Origin of the sequence: Nostoc spongiaeforme FACHB-130 (genome assembly GCF_014698475.1) — a bacterium.
In the GTDB taxonomy this organism is placed as follows: Bacteria; Cyanobacteriota; Cyanobacteriia; order Cyanobacteriales; family Nostocaceae; genus Nostoc_B; species Nostoc_B spongiaeforme.
This window is the reverse complement of record NZ_JACJTB010000006.1, coordinates 99191-113440: the sequence shown is the minus strand read 5'-3', so window position 1 is coordinate 113440 and position 14250 is coordinate 99191. Positions and strand designations below refer to the sequence as shown.

Below are 14250 nucleotides of genomic sequence, written 5' to 3'. Positions count from 1 at the left end.
AGCAGACTTATGCAAGTAGAAGTCAAGGTATTTACTGTCAATAAACGATTTCCCTTAACTATTAGTCGGGGTACAACTGCACAGACAACGAATGTCTGGGTAAAAATTTCACAAGATGGCGTTGAGGGCTGGGGTGAAGCATCACCGTTTGGTGTCGGGAATCATGCTCAAAAAACAGAGCAAATCAAAGATGCTGTAGAGCAAGTTATACCATTATTAACAACTTTTAGTCCTTTGCAGAGACAGCAAGTCGAGCAGTTGTTAATTCAACAGCAGATTCCTTCTGCGGCGCGGGCGGCGGTGGATATGGCGATGCACGATTGGTTGGGTAAGTTTGTTGGTTTACCACTGTGGCAGATTTGGGGATGCGATCTCAATCTCATTGTCCCGACTTCGGTAACTATTGGCATAAATTCACCAGAGGGCGCTAGGGCGAGGGCGCGGGACTGGTTAAATTATCTGGATGTGCGGCTGTTCAAGGTGAAATTAGGTAGCCCCGATGGTATTGAGGCAGATCAGCAAATGCTATTAGCAGTCCAACAAGAAGCACCAAATCTAGAATTTTTTGTGGATGCAAATGGTGGCTGGAGTTTGCCAGATGCAATTAAGATGTGTCATTGGCTGGCTGATTTAGGTGTAAAGTATGTAGAACAGCCACTAGCAAGGGGTCAGGAAGAAAGTTTAGCCAAACTCAAACAAGAGTCACCCCTACCGATTTTTGTTGATGAAAGTTGCTTTACTAGCGTTGATATTCCCCATTTGGCAAACTACGTGGATGGAATTAATATCAAACTGATGAAGTCAGGGGGCTTAACCGAAGCATTGCGAATGGTACACACAGCGCGGGCTTACAATTTACAAGTGATGTTTGGCTGCTATTCTGACAGTTCACTCGCTAACACAGCCGCAGCACAATTAGCACCACTCGCTGATTATTTAGATTTAGATAGTCACCTCAACTTAGTTGATGACCCATTTATGGGTGCATTAGTAGTAGAAGGAAAAGTTTTACCAAACGATTTACCAGGCTTGGGGGTACAATACAGTGCGTTTGCCGCTTAATCAACGAATCGCTATTCTGCTGCATGAAGGAACTACAGGAACACAGGGCAAAACCGGGTTGGCAATTTTACGCTACAGTGAAGCCCCGATTGTCGCAGTAATTGATAAGGTAAGTGCTGGTAAGTCTTTGCCAGAATTAACAGGTATCAAGCGTGATGTGCCGATTGTAGAATCTGTCACCGCAGCTTTAGCATATAAACCCGAAGTATTGGTAATTGGAATTGCGCCCAAAGGTGGTGCTGTACCTGATGATTATTGGATAGAAATTAAAAATGCCCTAGCGGCGGGGATGTCTTTGGTGAATGGGTTACACACACCATTGGCGACGATGGCAGAGTTAAATGCAATTCTCAAACCAGGACAGTTAATTTGGGATGTTCGCAAAGAACCACCAAATATAGAGGTGGCGAGTGGGATGGCGCGGACGCTTCCCTGTCGCCGCGTGTTGACGGTGGGAACAGATATGGCGATTGGGAAAATGTCTACTAGTTTAGAACTACACTGGGCGGCAAAGTTACGGGGTTGGCGTTCTAAATTTATCGCTACAGGTCAAACTGGTTTGATGTTAGAAGGTGATGGTATCGCTTTAGATGCAGTCCGAGTAGATTTTGCGGCTGGTGCTGTGGAACAAATAGTGATGCGCTATGGCAAAAACTATGACATTCTGCACATTGAAGGACAAGGTTCGCTGTTACATCCTGGTTCTACTGCTACCTTGCCTTTGATTCGGGGTTCCCAACCTACACAACTAGTATTAGTACATCGGGCGGGACAAACTCACAACCGGAATAATCCCCATGTCCCGATTCCGCCGTTAATGAAAGTAATTCAAATGTATGAATCTGTAGCGAGTGCGGGTGGTGCTTTTGGGAAAGTGCCTGTAGTGGGTATAGCGTTGAATACTGCACATTTAAATGAGTTTGCAGCCCAAGAAGCGATCGCCCAAACTACCGCCGAAACCGGTTTAGCTTGCACTGATCCGGTGCGGTTTGGGGCTGGGTTGTTGTTAGATGCAGTCATGCGAAGTGACGTGTGAAGTAAGGTACGTGACATTTTATTCACGCATCCTACAAAATTGGCGATCGCGCTAATACAGTTCTTCTTCTTTGTCAGTTTCGATTACACAATTGGAAGCAGGATAAGCTACACAAATCAAAACATAACCAGTTTCAACTTGATCATCATCTAAAAAAGATTGATCTGATTGATCTACACAACCAGAAATAATACCAAATTAAAAAATGATTGCGACAGATGGATGGCTCAAAAGCTTACCGATCAACCCTTACCCAATCCAAAATCTAAAATCTAAAATCCAAAATGGTATAAGTTTACCAACACAGGTACTACAAGCTCCAGCATTTTAAACTTCTGGGGGCTTCAACATTCGCCAAATTTCCCCATCAATCTGCACCAAATACTCAGGCTCCAACTCACCAATTTTACGAATAATTCGCTTAGGATCGATCGCTCGCATCTGAAAAACCATTGCTACCGAAAGCAATGTCAAACCATTCAGCACTGATGGCTCAATCCTGACAGTAAATGGAAACCTTGATGCCCCCAAGGAAGAAGTAACTGGGACAATCATTAACATGGGGGAAACCGCAATGTCTGTTTGAACAGCGATCGCCGGGCGATTACCTTGTTCTTCTCGTTTATCTGAATCTGGTAAACTTACTAACAGAACATCCCCTCTCACTATCTCATTCTCCCAGAGATGCCAGCATTCCTTCTGTAGTCAGCCAATCCTCGTCACTTGCTGCTTCCCATGCTGCAAATTCTACCTCTAACTCATTGGGTATTTGTCCCAGCAAAGGAGTCAACAGTGCGACAATCTCTCCACTCACCGAATTTCCATGAGCTTGCGCTCGTTGTGCAATCGCCTGATATAGTTCCATCGGCAATGTCACTTGAGCATCAATGTCACCTGAACCATTCATAAGAACTGAGATATTGATAGAATATCTTATTCATTGTATTGCGATCGCACTGAAATTTTACACTTCCGACTTTGTTTGACAGCGATCGCAAGTTCCCTGCACAGTCACTTCATAGCGTTCGGCTTTTAACCCCGAACGCAGTTTATTCAAATCAATACACTGAAAGGTATCCCAATTAATGTCTTCAATTGCACCACAACAGTTGCAGCGAAAATGATGGTGTAACCCAACATTGGCATCATAACGTGAGACACCTTCTTCTAAAAGTACTTCTCGCACTAAGCCAACTTCTCTTAAGGCTTGGAGTGCAGCATATACTGTGGCTTGAGAGGAAGTAGGTGCATCTTGATTCAAGCTTGTCAGAATTTGATCTACTGTGGGATGGTCTTCTCTCCCTAGTAGATTGGCGTAGACGGCGAAGCGTTGAGGTGTTACTCGCAATCCCTTGCCCTTGAGTGTTTTGACAATCTCATCAGCTTTTTGCTGCATAGCATTCACTTGAATCATATTAACAGAAATAGATCACTATTATAACCTTTTTCAGAAAGATAAATTGTAGAGAGTATTTCTCACTAATATATAAGTCTTAGTTCAGAATAGTTATGATTTCATCATATCAGTTCAAACAGCAAAACTTGATCATTCTCAGTGCTGAGTCAGAAAAAAGTACTCAACACTTTAGTACTATGATAAATACCACGCTCGTGGGCGGTCTTTTAACTCAGCACTCAGCACTTTCCACTCAGCACTCTTTATACCCTGAGATTGTCAGAAAACAGTAGCGATCGCTCTAGGCGGATGGGGTCAGTTACTCATAGCATTAAAACAACCCCTTCGCATAAATGAACTCAGCATGAAACGAACCAGGAAGTCTCTGCTGCTCACCTTGAGTTGGATTTTGTTGTCAGTGAGTACATCAATTGTAATTATTCTGACGCAACCTTTAGCACCTGTTCCAGCACAAGAACCTGCCACGACCGTAGAAACAACAGATACACCCAGTTCCGAAAGTTCACAGCCCAACCAAACGCCAAAACCAGAAGCGACTGAACCTAAAAAAACAGACACCGCAACGGAACCTACACTCACTCCTGAAGAACTTGCCCGTCAACAAAAGTTTATCGAAGCTGATAAATTATACCTCGCGGGAAATATTACTGAGGCAGAAACACTCTATCGGGAAGTTAAAACACCATTTGCCAACGATATACCAAACCAAGAACGCAAACCAGCCATTGTTGATGCGACGCAACTATCACCAGCTGGCAAAGTTTACTGGCGAGAATCAGAAGCGGGAATTGCGGCTAAGTTGCAAACAAGAACAGAAGTACCGCTAAAACTATTAGTTGAACAGTATCCCGAATTTATTCCTGGTCATATTCGCTATGCTGAGATTCTCAAGCAATATAATCGCCCTAAAGAAGCTGTAGAGATTTTAGAACGAGCATCATCACTATATCCCGATCAGCCAGATTTAATTAAAGCCAAAGTTACCGCACTAGCTGATGAAAAAAAATGGATGGAAGCATCCTTAGCAGCGCGTCAATTTGCGATTCTTTATCCTAATGATCCGCAAGCCGAGGAATTTACCCAACTTGCAGAAAAAAATCTCAAACGCTACAAAGCCCATATCCGCGAAGAAATTAGAGGTAACACTCTCGCTAACATCATTACCGGTGCAGTGGGCTATGCTGTGACAGGTAGTTTGTTAGGGCCGTTTTCTGCCTTAGACTCTACCATCTTGCTGCTACAAGGCGAAGGTGCGGTGGGTGAGTCGGTAGCGAAACAGGCAAAACAACAGCTACCATTAGTTAAAGATGAGGAAGTGCTGGCCTACGTTAACGAAATTGGGCAGAAACTAGTAAAAGTTTCAGGACGCACTGAATTTAAATACGAATTTTTTGTGATTCCTGAAGAAGAATTGAACGCCTTTGCCTTACCAGGAGGTAAAGTTTTTATTAATGCTGGTGCGATCGCTAAAAGTAATTCTGAAGCTGAACTAGCTGGGTTAATCGGTCATGAATTATCTCACGTAGTCTTATCCCACGGCTTTCAACTAGTTACCCAAGGAAACTTAATTTCTAACGTTACCCAATATCTGCCTTTTGGTGGTACAGTCGGTCAACTTTTCTCCCTCAGCTACAGCCGTGATATGGAACGTCAAGCAGATGTTTTGGGTACTCGCTTGATTGTGGCGAATGGCTATGCTGCTGACGGGTTGCGTAACTTAATGGCGACACTACAAAAACAACAAAAAAATGCGCCTCCTACCTGGATATCGTCTCACCCCGGCGGCAAAGAACGGGTGAATTATCTCGAAAACTTAATTATTCGTGGTAAATACAACCGCTACAGTTATGAAGGCGTTGAACGTCACACCGCCATTCAAGCCAAAGTCAAACAAATCCTCAAAGAAGAAAAAGAACGAAAAGAGAAAAAGCGGCGTTCTGAATGAATCAAAAAATAAATTTCTGCGTCACTGAGATTATCAATTAGCTAACCTCATATCTCTAAAGGATAATTTATGGCATTTCAACCCTTGAAGCTATTATGTTTAAGCGGTTTGGGCTTATCTTTATTTTTGGGTAATTCCGCTGCCTTTGCTCAAGTTAATGATGGTGGTGGTATTGTTGTACCGACCACTTCCGATCCTTATCCATCAGGTTCATCAAATCCTGTAGACACCTCCACTAGTGGTACTGTAGTGACTGGTACTAGATTTAGCTGTCAAAACAGCAATGGTCAATACGTTGTCATGTATCAGCCCGAAAGTCAACCGGGAAGATTCTTCCCTTGGGCGGCTCCTGCCCAATTGGGTGGTGGTTGGGATCCCTACAAACGTTGTGTTACCATTGCTCAACGCTTAGAAGAATATCGTCCTGATGGGTTACAAGAACTCCAAACAGGTTTTTTAAATAATGAAAACATTGTTTGTGTAACTACTGAAGCGAACCCTAGTTGTCGAATTGTGTTGACAGTACCACGAGACAAAGACCCTTATACTGTCCGCAATAGCATTTTCCAAAACTTAATTTCTGCGGATGATGGTCAACAAACCACTGCTGTAAACACTTATCGTAATAACAGAGGCAGCGTTGATGAAATTTACAACATTGGCCGCACAATTTTAGGTGGCAGTAATCGCAAAGTTAGCTCATCTAGAAGTGGAATTAATCTTAAACCTTTCCTCGATCGCAAAGATGGTGGAACTGGAACACAATTACGCAATGGTGTCGCAATTCGCCGTCAAACTCCTACTCAATCTCAGAATCGGACTCGCTTGAATCCTGGTAATTTCCGGTAATATTGTATACGGTGAATGTTAGCTTTTGACTTCTGAAAACTCTCATTTAAGCCCTATATTATTTGGGCTAGGTGAGAGTGTTTGTTATTGGTATATAGCAGTCCCATTGGATTGAGTGCAAGAGACAAGGGGGACAAGGCAGAGATGTTTGTAAATGATTTAGGATAAACAACAAATCTGTTCCCTGTTCCCCGTTGCCTTTATTGACGAATAGACTTATCAATAAAATAGGATTGCATAGTAGAGATTAGGTCGGTAGTGGGAATCATAAAACTGTAGAATTCAAAATTGATTCCTATGGGTTTATTTGATAAGTTATCTATCCGCACTCAAAATGATGTAACTTTGAGTCCAGCCGAAGCCTTTGCGGCTATTACTTTAGCTTCTGTGGCTGCTGATGGTTATTTGACAGATGAAGAAGTCCAAACAATGATGGCTTCTTTGTCGAGAATGCACTTATTCCGTAGTTATCCGAATGATGTAGTCAGAAGGATGTTTGATAAACTGTGCGGTATGATTAAACGCCAAGGATTTGATGATTTTATCAAAACTGCGATCGCTGCACTGCCCCATGATTTATATGACACTGCTTTTGCCGTAGCCACAGACTTGATTTTAGCCGATGGTCAAGTCACTAAAGAAGAAGAAGACTTGTTAAATGTTCTCTGGAGTAATTTAGAAATTCCCGACGAAACAGCAAGAAGTATTGTGAATGTGATGATTATTAAAAATAAAGGCTAAATTCTCATCAATCATCTCTCATTTAATTAAAGGCGTTGCATGGCAACGTCTTTAATTGTTTATGGTGCAATAAAATTCATTTAAGATAATTAACCGCAGATAAACGCAGATACACGCTGATAAGTTTATACTTTAAAAAAGTTATGCAAATTAATTATTCTCGCGTTATACACTTAAGCCATATTATTGATAGAAATATTCCTTTATGGCCGGGCGACCCAGCGATAGAATTTAACACCGTTGCTGATATTCAAAATGATGGCTACTATCTGCGGCGTTTTGCTTTGGGTGAACATAGTGCTACCCATATCAACGCCCCGAATAGTTTTGATTCTGCTGGTGTAGGAATTGATGAATATGCGGCGGAATCACTGGTTTTATCGGCGGTAGTGATAGATGTCTGCGAAGCAGTCGGGAATAATCCTGATTATGCTTTGAGTATTGCTGATATTTTGGCTTGGGAGGCAAAATACGGTGTGATTGCCAGGGGTAGTTTAGTCATACTGTATACTGGCTGGCAGCATAAGTGGACTGATAGCAATGCCTTCTTTAACCAAGATGCGGCAGGAATTATGCACTTTCCAGGCTTTAGCGGCGATGCTACACAGTTTTTGTTGGATGAAAGGCAAATTGCGGGTGTAGGAATTGATACCCACGGTGTTGACCCTGGACAAGATAATAGTTTTATGACTAACCGTTTAGTGTTGGCACAGCAGGGTATTGTGTTGGAAAATTTGACGAATTTAGATCAATTACCCCCTCAAGGTACTACATTAGCGATCGCAATTCTCAGATTACGTGGTGGTTCTGGTTGTCCGGTGGGTGTGTTGGCTTTTGTACCTTAAATTTTGTGTATAACTTTTTCGTCTTCTGCCCATTCTTGAAACTTGGCGTTAACTTAGAAAGCAAATCAAATCCATAGCAATTATCTCAAAGAAATTTTTAAATACTAATTATGACTCTGCTAACTTGTCGCAATTATATTAATGGTCACTGGGTGGATGCTACCACAGGAAACTTTCTGGAAAGTTATAACCCTGCTTTGGTAAGCGAAGTTGTCGCCACCTTTCCCCGTTCTCACACTGAGGATGTAGATAAAGCAGTCGCCGCCGCCCGTGAAGCTTATCGTAGTTGGCGGAAAGTTCCTGCCCCAGCTAGAGCCGAATATATTTTTCGTGTGGGAGAATTATTACTCCAACATAAAGAAGAACTCGCCCAATTAATTAGTCGGGAAATGGGTAAACCCCTCACCGAAGCTAGGGGTGATGTGCAGGAAGCTATTGACTGTGCTTTTTATAGTGCTGGGGAAGGGCGGAGGTTGTTTGGGTTAACGACTCCTTCAGAAATGCCGAATAAATTTGCGATGACGGTGCGAATGCCCATTGGTGTTTGTGCTTTAATTACACCGTGGAACTTCCCTGTTGCTATTCCTTGCTGGAAAGCTATGCCAGCTTTGGTATGTGGTAATACTGTGATTCTCAAACCTGCTGAAGATACTCCCGCTTGTGCAACCAAACTAGTAGAAATTTTCGCCGCCGCAGGTTTACCCGCAGGTGTGATTAACTTAGTGCATGGTGTTGGTGAAGAAGTCGGTAAAGCTTTAGTCGAACATCCCAATGTTGATTTAGTTTCTTTCACTGGTTCTTCGGAAACGGGTGCTTTTGTGGGTGCAACTTGCGGACGCACTCACAAGCGTGTCTGTTTGGAGATGGGCGGCAAAAATGCCCAAGTTGTGATGGAAGATGCAGACTTAGGACTAGCTTTAAATGGGGCCGTTTGGGGGGCTTTTGGGACAACTGGACAACGTTGTACAGCTACGAGTCGGCTGATATTGCACCATGACATTAAAGAAAAGTTTACGGCTATGCTGTATGAGCGTACTCGTAAGTTACGCTTGGGTGCTGGTTATGACCAAGATACAGAAATTGGGCCGATAATTAATCACAGGCAATTGCAACGGGTGAATGAATATATGAAAATTGCCCGTGAAGAAGGGGCAAAAATTTTAATTGGTGGAGAAATTGCCAGTGAAGGACAATTAAAAGAGGGTAATTTCTTTTTGCCAACTATTTTAGATAATGTTACGCCAGATATGCGCGTTGCCCGTGAAGAGATATTTGGCCCTGTAGTGGCATTAATTGAGGTTGATTCCTTTGAAGAAGCGATCGCTATTCTCAATGATACTAATTACGGTCTTTCTTCTTCCATTTATACCCGCGATATCAACCGGGCGTTTACCGCAATGCGCGACATTGAAGCAGGTATTACCTATATTAATGGCCCGACTATTGGCGCAGAAGTACACTTACCTTTTGGTGGTGTGAAACAAACAGGTAACGGCCACCGCGAAGCCGGAACCACTGCTTTAGATGTATTCACAGAATGGAAGAGTGTGTATGTTGACTTTTCTGGTAGTTTACAACGCGCTCAAATAGATAATCGAAGTTAGTTCACAGGAACGGAAATCAACTGCGCGTCTACGTTTTTTCATAATTTAGTGTAAGTCCTGATTATGTCTAACATAGAAGAATCAAATATTGAAGAAGTTGTTTTAGAACTTTTATAATTTTTCGTCTGTCTTCCAGGTAAAAAGCCACAGTTAACAGAAAAATTAATTCATGATTTGAGGGTTGACGGAGAAGATTTTGTTGACTTTATTCTAGAAATTCAAAGCAGATTAAAAATTAAAATTCCAGTTAATGAATGGGAAAAAATATTGAATGTTCAGGATGTTGTTGATTTAGTTAAGCGATTTCGTAACTGATATAGCAGTCCTAAATCATTTGTGAAATTTCCTTTCTTTTCCTTCCTCTCCTTCTTTGTGTCCTTTGCGGTACCCTACCCTTCGAGTTCTCCGAAGGAGTACGGGAAGCCGCTTCGCGTCTACGTTAAAAAGAATACTTTTTCACAACTCAGATAGGATTGCTATAAAATACGATCGCTGTTTCAGCATCCTAGTTTAAAATGGAAAACTGTGCTTCAAATAGCGATGATCAATAAAGAGCGATCGCCATATCATATAGGAATCTCTAAAATCTAATTCCGCCGAGATTTGACGTACTTTGATAACAACATCTGTGAGGAAAGAGACTTTTTTTACTGAGACCTTTAGCTATTGCTTAGGAGATGTTTGCTGTGCTACTTGTTGGACTTGTGTAATATCTAAGTCTAACGCCTGTGCTATTTGTTCCACAGTCAAACCCAAGTCCAAAAACTTCGGTACAGCCTCTAGTTTGCCTTCTAGTTTGCCTTCTTCTCTAGCTTCCTGATAAACCCGCGTTTGCTTCAATTCACTTAGTCCAAACATTGCTTCTATCTCCTGGCGATTCATTTGGGGAAATTTATAAACTAAGATTGTCTCTATTAATTCTAGTAATTGTTTTTGTGGTATTTGCAAATTAACGGCTTGCTGGGTACGGTTGATTAATTCCTTGGCGGTGTTAATTGCTGTATCTTCTCCTTCAATTACTAATTTTATCGTAGCAATAGCTATGGGTAAGGATGCAGGTTTGCCTAATTCATCTAAGTAAATTATACTGATACGCTGGCTTTGGAATAATTCTAAAAAATTTTCTTTATCACCGATATCTATATCTCTGCTGGGATAAATTACTACTCCTCGCCAAGGATTTTTAGGTTTATTTTGGCGTAAGTATAAAGCGACTTCTGATATTAGGCGTAAATAAATATCTGCATCTGGTTGAAATTGAACTTCGACAAAATAAATCGGGCTTTGTTCATTTTGAATGGGGAGAAATACACCATCAATTCTAAAGGCTGTTTGTTTGATTTCAACAGAAGCAAATTGATAGATGTTGGCAATTTCGGGAGGGTTGCCAATCAGTTCAAAGAAGATACCAGGGAGTTCTTGAAAGAGGCGATAAAATATGCTGTCGGTTTTCACGCAGATATTTGAGCAGATTTTTGACTACAGTGATTTTACTATGCTGATGTTTGGTGCGTGACGGCAAATTTCATTTCTGGGTGATATTTTGCATCTTATTGCTGCGATCGCAAATAGCTCTAATATTATTTCATAAGGTGCGATCGCTTCCCTCTCCTACTCATCCATACCGCCAAAATACTCATCAAAAATAACCCCATCACACCCATCAAAGGATTTTGATATACTCCCGTAACCCAATCAGGTACTACACCCGTGTATTTAATTAATCCACCAACATTAATAATGTAGAAACCTCCAACCAAACCACCATGCAAACCAATTGGTAAACCTAAACGCCCTCTACGCCAACGCTTCGCCCATACCTGCGTTAATCCCAAAACCACTAAAGCCGGGAACTGCGGCAGAGTTTGGATAATTGCATCCAATGGTTTAATAAAATGCAAGGTAGCAAAGACAACAGCATCCGTCCATAATGCTACACGCTGGTTGTAGTCGCGTTCTAGTTCATCAAGCAACCAACCGCGAAATAATAACTCCTCGGCAAATCCTACAGCCAAGCCGACAATTACACCTTCTATAACTATTTTTAATAAGAAAACTTTGGGCTGTTGCCATACCAACCAACCTAAAAGACTTTCTATGCCAAAAAGTAGCCAAATATTAGTGAAACCTATAGCCAAGCCACGCAGCAAATCTATTCTGTTGTGTGGTGTAGTGTCTAAGCCATAATGCTGCAATATCTGAGGTTGCTGGTAAACGTATTTACCCCATAGCTTCAACAAAATAATAAATTCTATATATAGTAAAACCATTGTCAAAATACTTACTAAGTTAGCATCACGCACTAGCAAGTAAATGGGGGCAGCGAAAGGCAACCATAAGCACAAAAGCATTAAAATAAAACAACCAAGCCGAATAGGGGCAGGGCGTTGAGCTAAACGGGTAAGGTTGTTTTTCATACCAAGTGATTTTAAAATAAAAGCCCCGACGACTGAAATCGCGGCTATACAAACAAAGTCCGCCTGCGCGGACTAATAAAAAATCTAGAGTTTTTAACCCACGTAGGTGGGTTTTGTCTGTGTAGCCGAGACTTCCAGTCGCCAAGGCTGCTCAAACTATTCATCAGGTTCAATACTGCTGGATAAACCGTGATTTTTCAAGGTTTCACAGTAAAATTCAGCGTGTTCTAGGGCGCAGGTAATGACTAAAGCTAACCCATTTGTATGTGCTTCCATCATGATGCTCACAGCTTGCGGCTGAGTGAGACTTGGTATTGTTGTTAATAATACCTGCACCACGTACTCCATCGAGTTGTAGTCGTCGTTATGGAGCAGAACGCGATACCGAGGGGCGAGCTTGCGGGATGTGGAACTCTTCTCAATGGTTTCGACTGACACGGTTCTTTGCTCTTGTTTCGATGATTTACTACAACGGAATGCCTATTGGCGATCGCTTAACAGCTTAACAGTTATTTACTTATTTTATAACATTAAATTTCAAACTCCCTCTTACCCAAAGGTAGGTTCTCAAAACTAGCCCGTCCTGCCAATTACAATGAGAAAAGCTGCAAAATTAACTTTGCCATCGCCCTAGCTACATGATTATGGATACACACCCAGAATTTCAACCAGGACAAATTGTGTCTTTAGAGCATAGCGACAAGAATTTGTACGCGGAAGTGATTGAAGTTGTCGTATCTCGTCAGTTGTGTTGGGTGCGTCCTTTACTGCTGGCTAACCATACTCAAGAACCACCACAAATTACTGACTTGCGAGACGCATCTGATTTGCTTTGGCCTCTCCAATTATTTCACCCTGCTTTAGACACAGAAGTAATTACCCTGTTGAGTCAGGTTTTAGTCAAAGAACCAAAAGGCGAACCAGACTTAATTGCTAAACAGCAACTCCATCAATTTATTCAGCAGATGTGGCAAAGTAGAAAGTCTGAAGTCTGAAATTTGAGAGTTCGGTGTTGAGTAGTTTTGGGAGGATTGTACCTCACGCAGAGGCGCGGAGAGGTGAATGAGTTAGTTTTAATTTCACTCTATTATTCACCAACGCTAAAACTTTATACTTCAGACTTCATACTTCAGACTTCATACTTTTCAAGCGTAGCGAATACCAGCGTCCTTCATTCGCTCAATGGCTTCTTGCATTCTTTCTTCAGGGATAGTTAAAGCAATGCGGAAAAAGCCTTCACCAGATGCACCGTAACCACTACCTGGTGCTACCATAATGCCGCATTTGTCAAGCAGTAAATTTACAAATTCCGCAGAAGTATAGCCAGCAGGAACAGGAACCCATACATAAAGGGTAGCTTTTGGCGGTTGAATCGGCCATCCTAAAGATTGCAACCCTTTTACAATGGTGTCGCGGCGATTTTGATAAACAGACATCAAAGTTTGCAGTTCGGCTTCTGAAGTATTGTAAGCTGCGATCGCAGCTGTTTGAATTGCCTTAAATACTCCCGAATCAACGTTGGTTTTGACTTGCCTTAAACCTTGAATTCCCAACGCATTCCCCACAACAAAACCAACGCGCCAGCCTGTCATATTGTAAGACTTCGACAAGCTGTGAAACTCAATAGCTATATCCTTTGCCCCAGGTACTTGCAACACACTCGGCGGTTTGTAGCCGTTGTATGCCATTTCTGAGTAAGCATTGTCATGACACAGCAAGATGTTGTAATGCTTACAAAAATCTACCAATTCGGCAAAAAATTCTAGGTTTGCAACTCCCCCAGTAGGATTATTGGGGTAATTAATCCACAACAGCTTGGCTTTTTGGGCAATTTCTTCGGGAATTGCGTTTAAATCAGGTAAAAACTGATTTTCTGCCTTCAGTGGCATTGTGAATGGTTCGCCATCAGCAAAAATTGTGGAAGTGCGATACACCGGATACCCAGGATCGGGGATGAGTGTATAGTCTCCTGCTTCTACAAAAGCTAAAAAAGTATTATGGATTGCTTCTTTAGAACCGATAGATGCTACAACCTGTGTATCTGGGTTTAAATCAGTTACCCCAAACCGACGTTCCATCCATTTAGCAGCCGCTTGCCGAAATTCTTGTGTTCCTTCGTAGGGTGGATAGTTATGGGTGGCACTATTATCAATTGCCGCGTGCATTACCTGGAGAATATGTGCCGGAGTCGGTTTATCGGGGTCGCCTATTGCCATATTAATGATATCAACTCCCTCGGCGACGAGTTTTGCTCGTTTACGGTTAATTTCAGCAAATAGGTAGGGAGGAATTTTTTCTAGGCGTTTAGCGAAGTGCATGGCGACTTAATATTAA

Annotated in this window: 15 protein-coding genes and 1 pseudogene; 8 read left to right on the top strand and 8 right to left on the bottom strand. The window is 42.0% G+C overall.

Annotated elements, in window-relative coordinates:
- Window positions 1-9 precede the first annotated feature (9 nt).
- Window positions 10-1062: a dipeptide epimerase gene (locus H6G74_RS07895; protein WP_190967146.1), complete on the top strand. Its 1053-nt coding sequence runs from the start codon at window positions 10-12 to the stop codon at window positions 1060-1062.
- Window positions 1046-2098, top strand: coding sequence for a DUF1611 domain-containing protein (locus tag H6G74_RS07890; RefSeq protein WP_190872684.1), 1053 nt, complete (start codon window positions 1046-1048; stop codon window positions 2096-2098). Before H6G74_RS07895 ends, H6G74_RS07890 begins: the two co-directional genes overlap by 17 nt.
- 51 nt (window positions 2099-2149) lie before the next feature.
- Here H6G74_RS07890 and H6G74_RS07885 read toward each other — a convergent pair.
- The 4 genes and pseudogenes from H6G74_RS07885 to H6G74_RS07870 form a co-directional block, all read right to left on the bottom strand.
- Window positions 2150-2290 (bottom strand): annotated as a pseudogene (locus tag H6G74_RS07885) (ferredoxin); the annotation flags it as partial.
- A gap of 135 nt (window positions 2291-2425) precedes the next feature.
- Window positions 2426-2764: a type II toxin-antitoxin system PemK/MazF family toxin gene (locus H6G74_RS07880; protein ID WP_190588723.1), complete on the bottom strand. Its 339-nt coding sequence runs from the start codon at window positions 2762-2764 to the stop codon at window positions 2426-2428.
- Window positions 2765-2768: 4 nt separating this feature from the next.
- Entirely contained in the window at window positions 2769-3005 is a 237-nt protein-coding gene (locus H6G74_RS07875) for an Arc family DNA-binding protein (protein WP_190967145.1), read from the bottom strand.
- Window positions 3006-3062: 57 nt separating this feature from the next.
- Window positions 3063-3494 (bottom strand): Fur family transcriptional regulator, encoded by a 432-nt coding sequence (locus tag H6G74_RS07870; protein WP_190967206.1) that lies wholly within the window; start codon window positions 3492-3494, stop codon window positions 3063-3065.
- A 364-nt stretch (window positions 3495-3858) separates the two neighbouring features.
- Between H6G74_RS07870 and H6G74_RS07865 the strand changes: the two genes are divergently transcribed.
- From H6G74_RS07865 to H6G74_RS07845, 5 genes are all read left to right on the top strand, one after another.
- On the top strand, window positions 3859-5460 hold the full coding sequence (locus tag H6G74_RS07865; protein WP_190967144.1) for a M48 family metalloprotease: 1602 nt from the start codon (window positions 3859-3861) through the stop codon (window positions 5458-5460).
- 69 nt (window positions 5461-5529) lie between these two features.
- Complete coding sequence (locus H6G74_RS07860) at window positions 5530-6309, top strand: COP23 domain-containing protein (protein ID WP_190967143.1); 780 nt, start codon at window positions 5530-5532, stop codon at window positions 6307-6309.
- A 297-nt stretch (window positions 6310-6606) separates the two neighbouring features.
- Entirely contained in the window at window positions 6607-7050 is a 444-nt protein-coding gene (locus tag H6G74_RS07855) for a tellurite resistance TerB family protein (protein WP_190967142.1), read from the top strand.
- A gap of 143 nt (window positions 7051-7193) precedes the next feature.
- Entirely contained in the window at window positions 7194-7895 is a 702-nt protein-coding gene (locus H6G74_RS07850) for a cyclase family protein (RefSeq protein ID WP_190967141.1), read from the top strand.
- A 107-nt stretch (window positions 7896-8002) separates the two neighbouring features.
- Window positions 8003-9499 carry an aldehyde dehydrogenase family protein gene (locus H6G74_RS07845; protein ID WP_190967205.1) on the top strand — a complete coding sequence of 499 codons (1497 nt, stop codon included), beginning with the start codon at window positions 8003-8005 and terminating at the stop codon, window positions 9497-9499.
- A gap of 663 nt (window positions 9500-10162) precedes the next feature.
- On the opposite strand, the gene H6G74_RS07840 is transcribed toward H6G74_RS07845, so the two are convergent.
- From H6G74_RS07840 to clpS, 3 genes are all read right to left on the bottom strand, one after another.
- Window positions 10163-10954 carry an Rpn family recombination-promoting nuclease/putative transposase gene (locus tag H6G74_RS07840; protein ID WP_190967140.1) on the bottom strand — a complete coding sequence of 264 codons (792 nt, stop codon included), beginning with the start codon at window positions 10952-10954 and terminating at the stop codon, window positions 10163-10165.
- Between the two features lie 125 nt (window positions 10955-11079).
- The gene (locus H6G74_RS07835; RefSeq protein ID WP_190967139.1) at window positions 11080-11916 is read right to left on the bottom strand and encodes a CPBP family intramembrane glutamic endopeptidase; all 837 of its coding nucleotides are present in this window, start codon (window positions 11914-11916) and stop codon (window positions 11080-11082) included.
- 156 nt (window positions 11917-12072) lie between these two features.
- A complete protein-coding gene (gene clpS, locus H6G74_RS07830) occupies window positions 12073-12354 on the bottom strand; it encodes an ATP-dependent Clp protease adapter ClpS (protein ID WP_190967138.1) in 282 nt (93 codons plus the stop codon).
- A 206-nt stretch (window positions 12355-12560) separates the two neighbouring features.
- Here clpS and H6G74_RS07825 point away from each other — a divergent pair, with 206 nt between their 5' ends.
- Window positions 12561-12911, top strand: coding sequence for a hypothetical protein (locus tag H6G74_RS07825; RefSeq protein ID WP_190967137.1), 351 nt, complete (start codon window positions 12561-12563; stop codon window positions 12909-12911).
- A 150-nt stretch (window positions 12912-13061) separates the two neighbouring features.
- Here H6G74_RS07825 and H6G74_RS07820 read toward each other — a convergent pair whose 3' ends face one another.
- The gene (locus tag H6G74_RS07820) at window positions 13062-14234 is read right to left on the bottom strand and encodes a pyridoxal phosphate-dependent aminotransferase (protein WP_190967136.1); all 1173 of its coding nucleotides are present in this window, start codon (window positions 14232-14234) and stop codon (window positions 13062-13064) included.
- Window positions 14235-14250 lie beyond the last annotated feature (16 nt).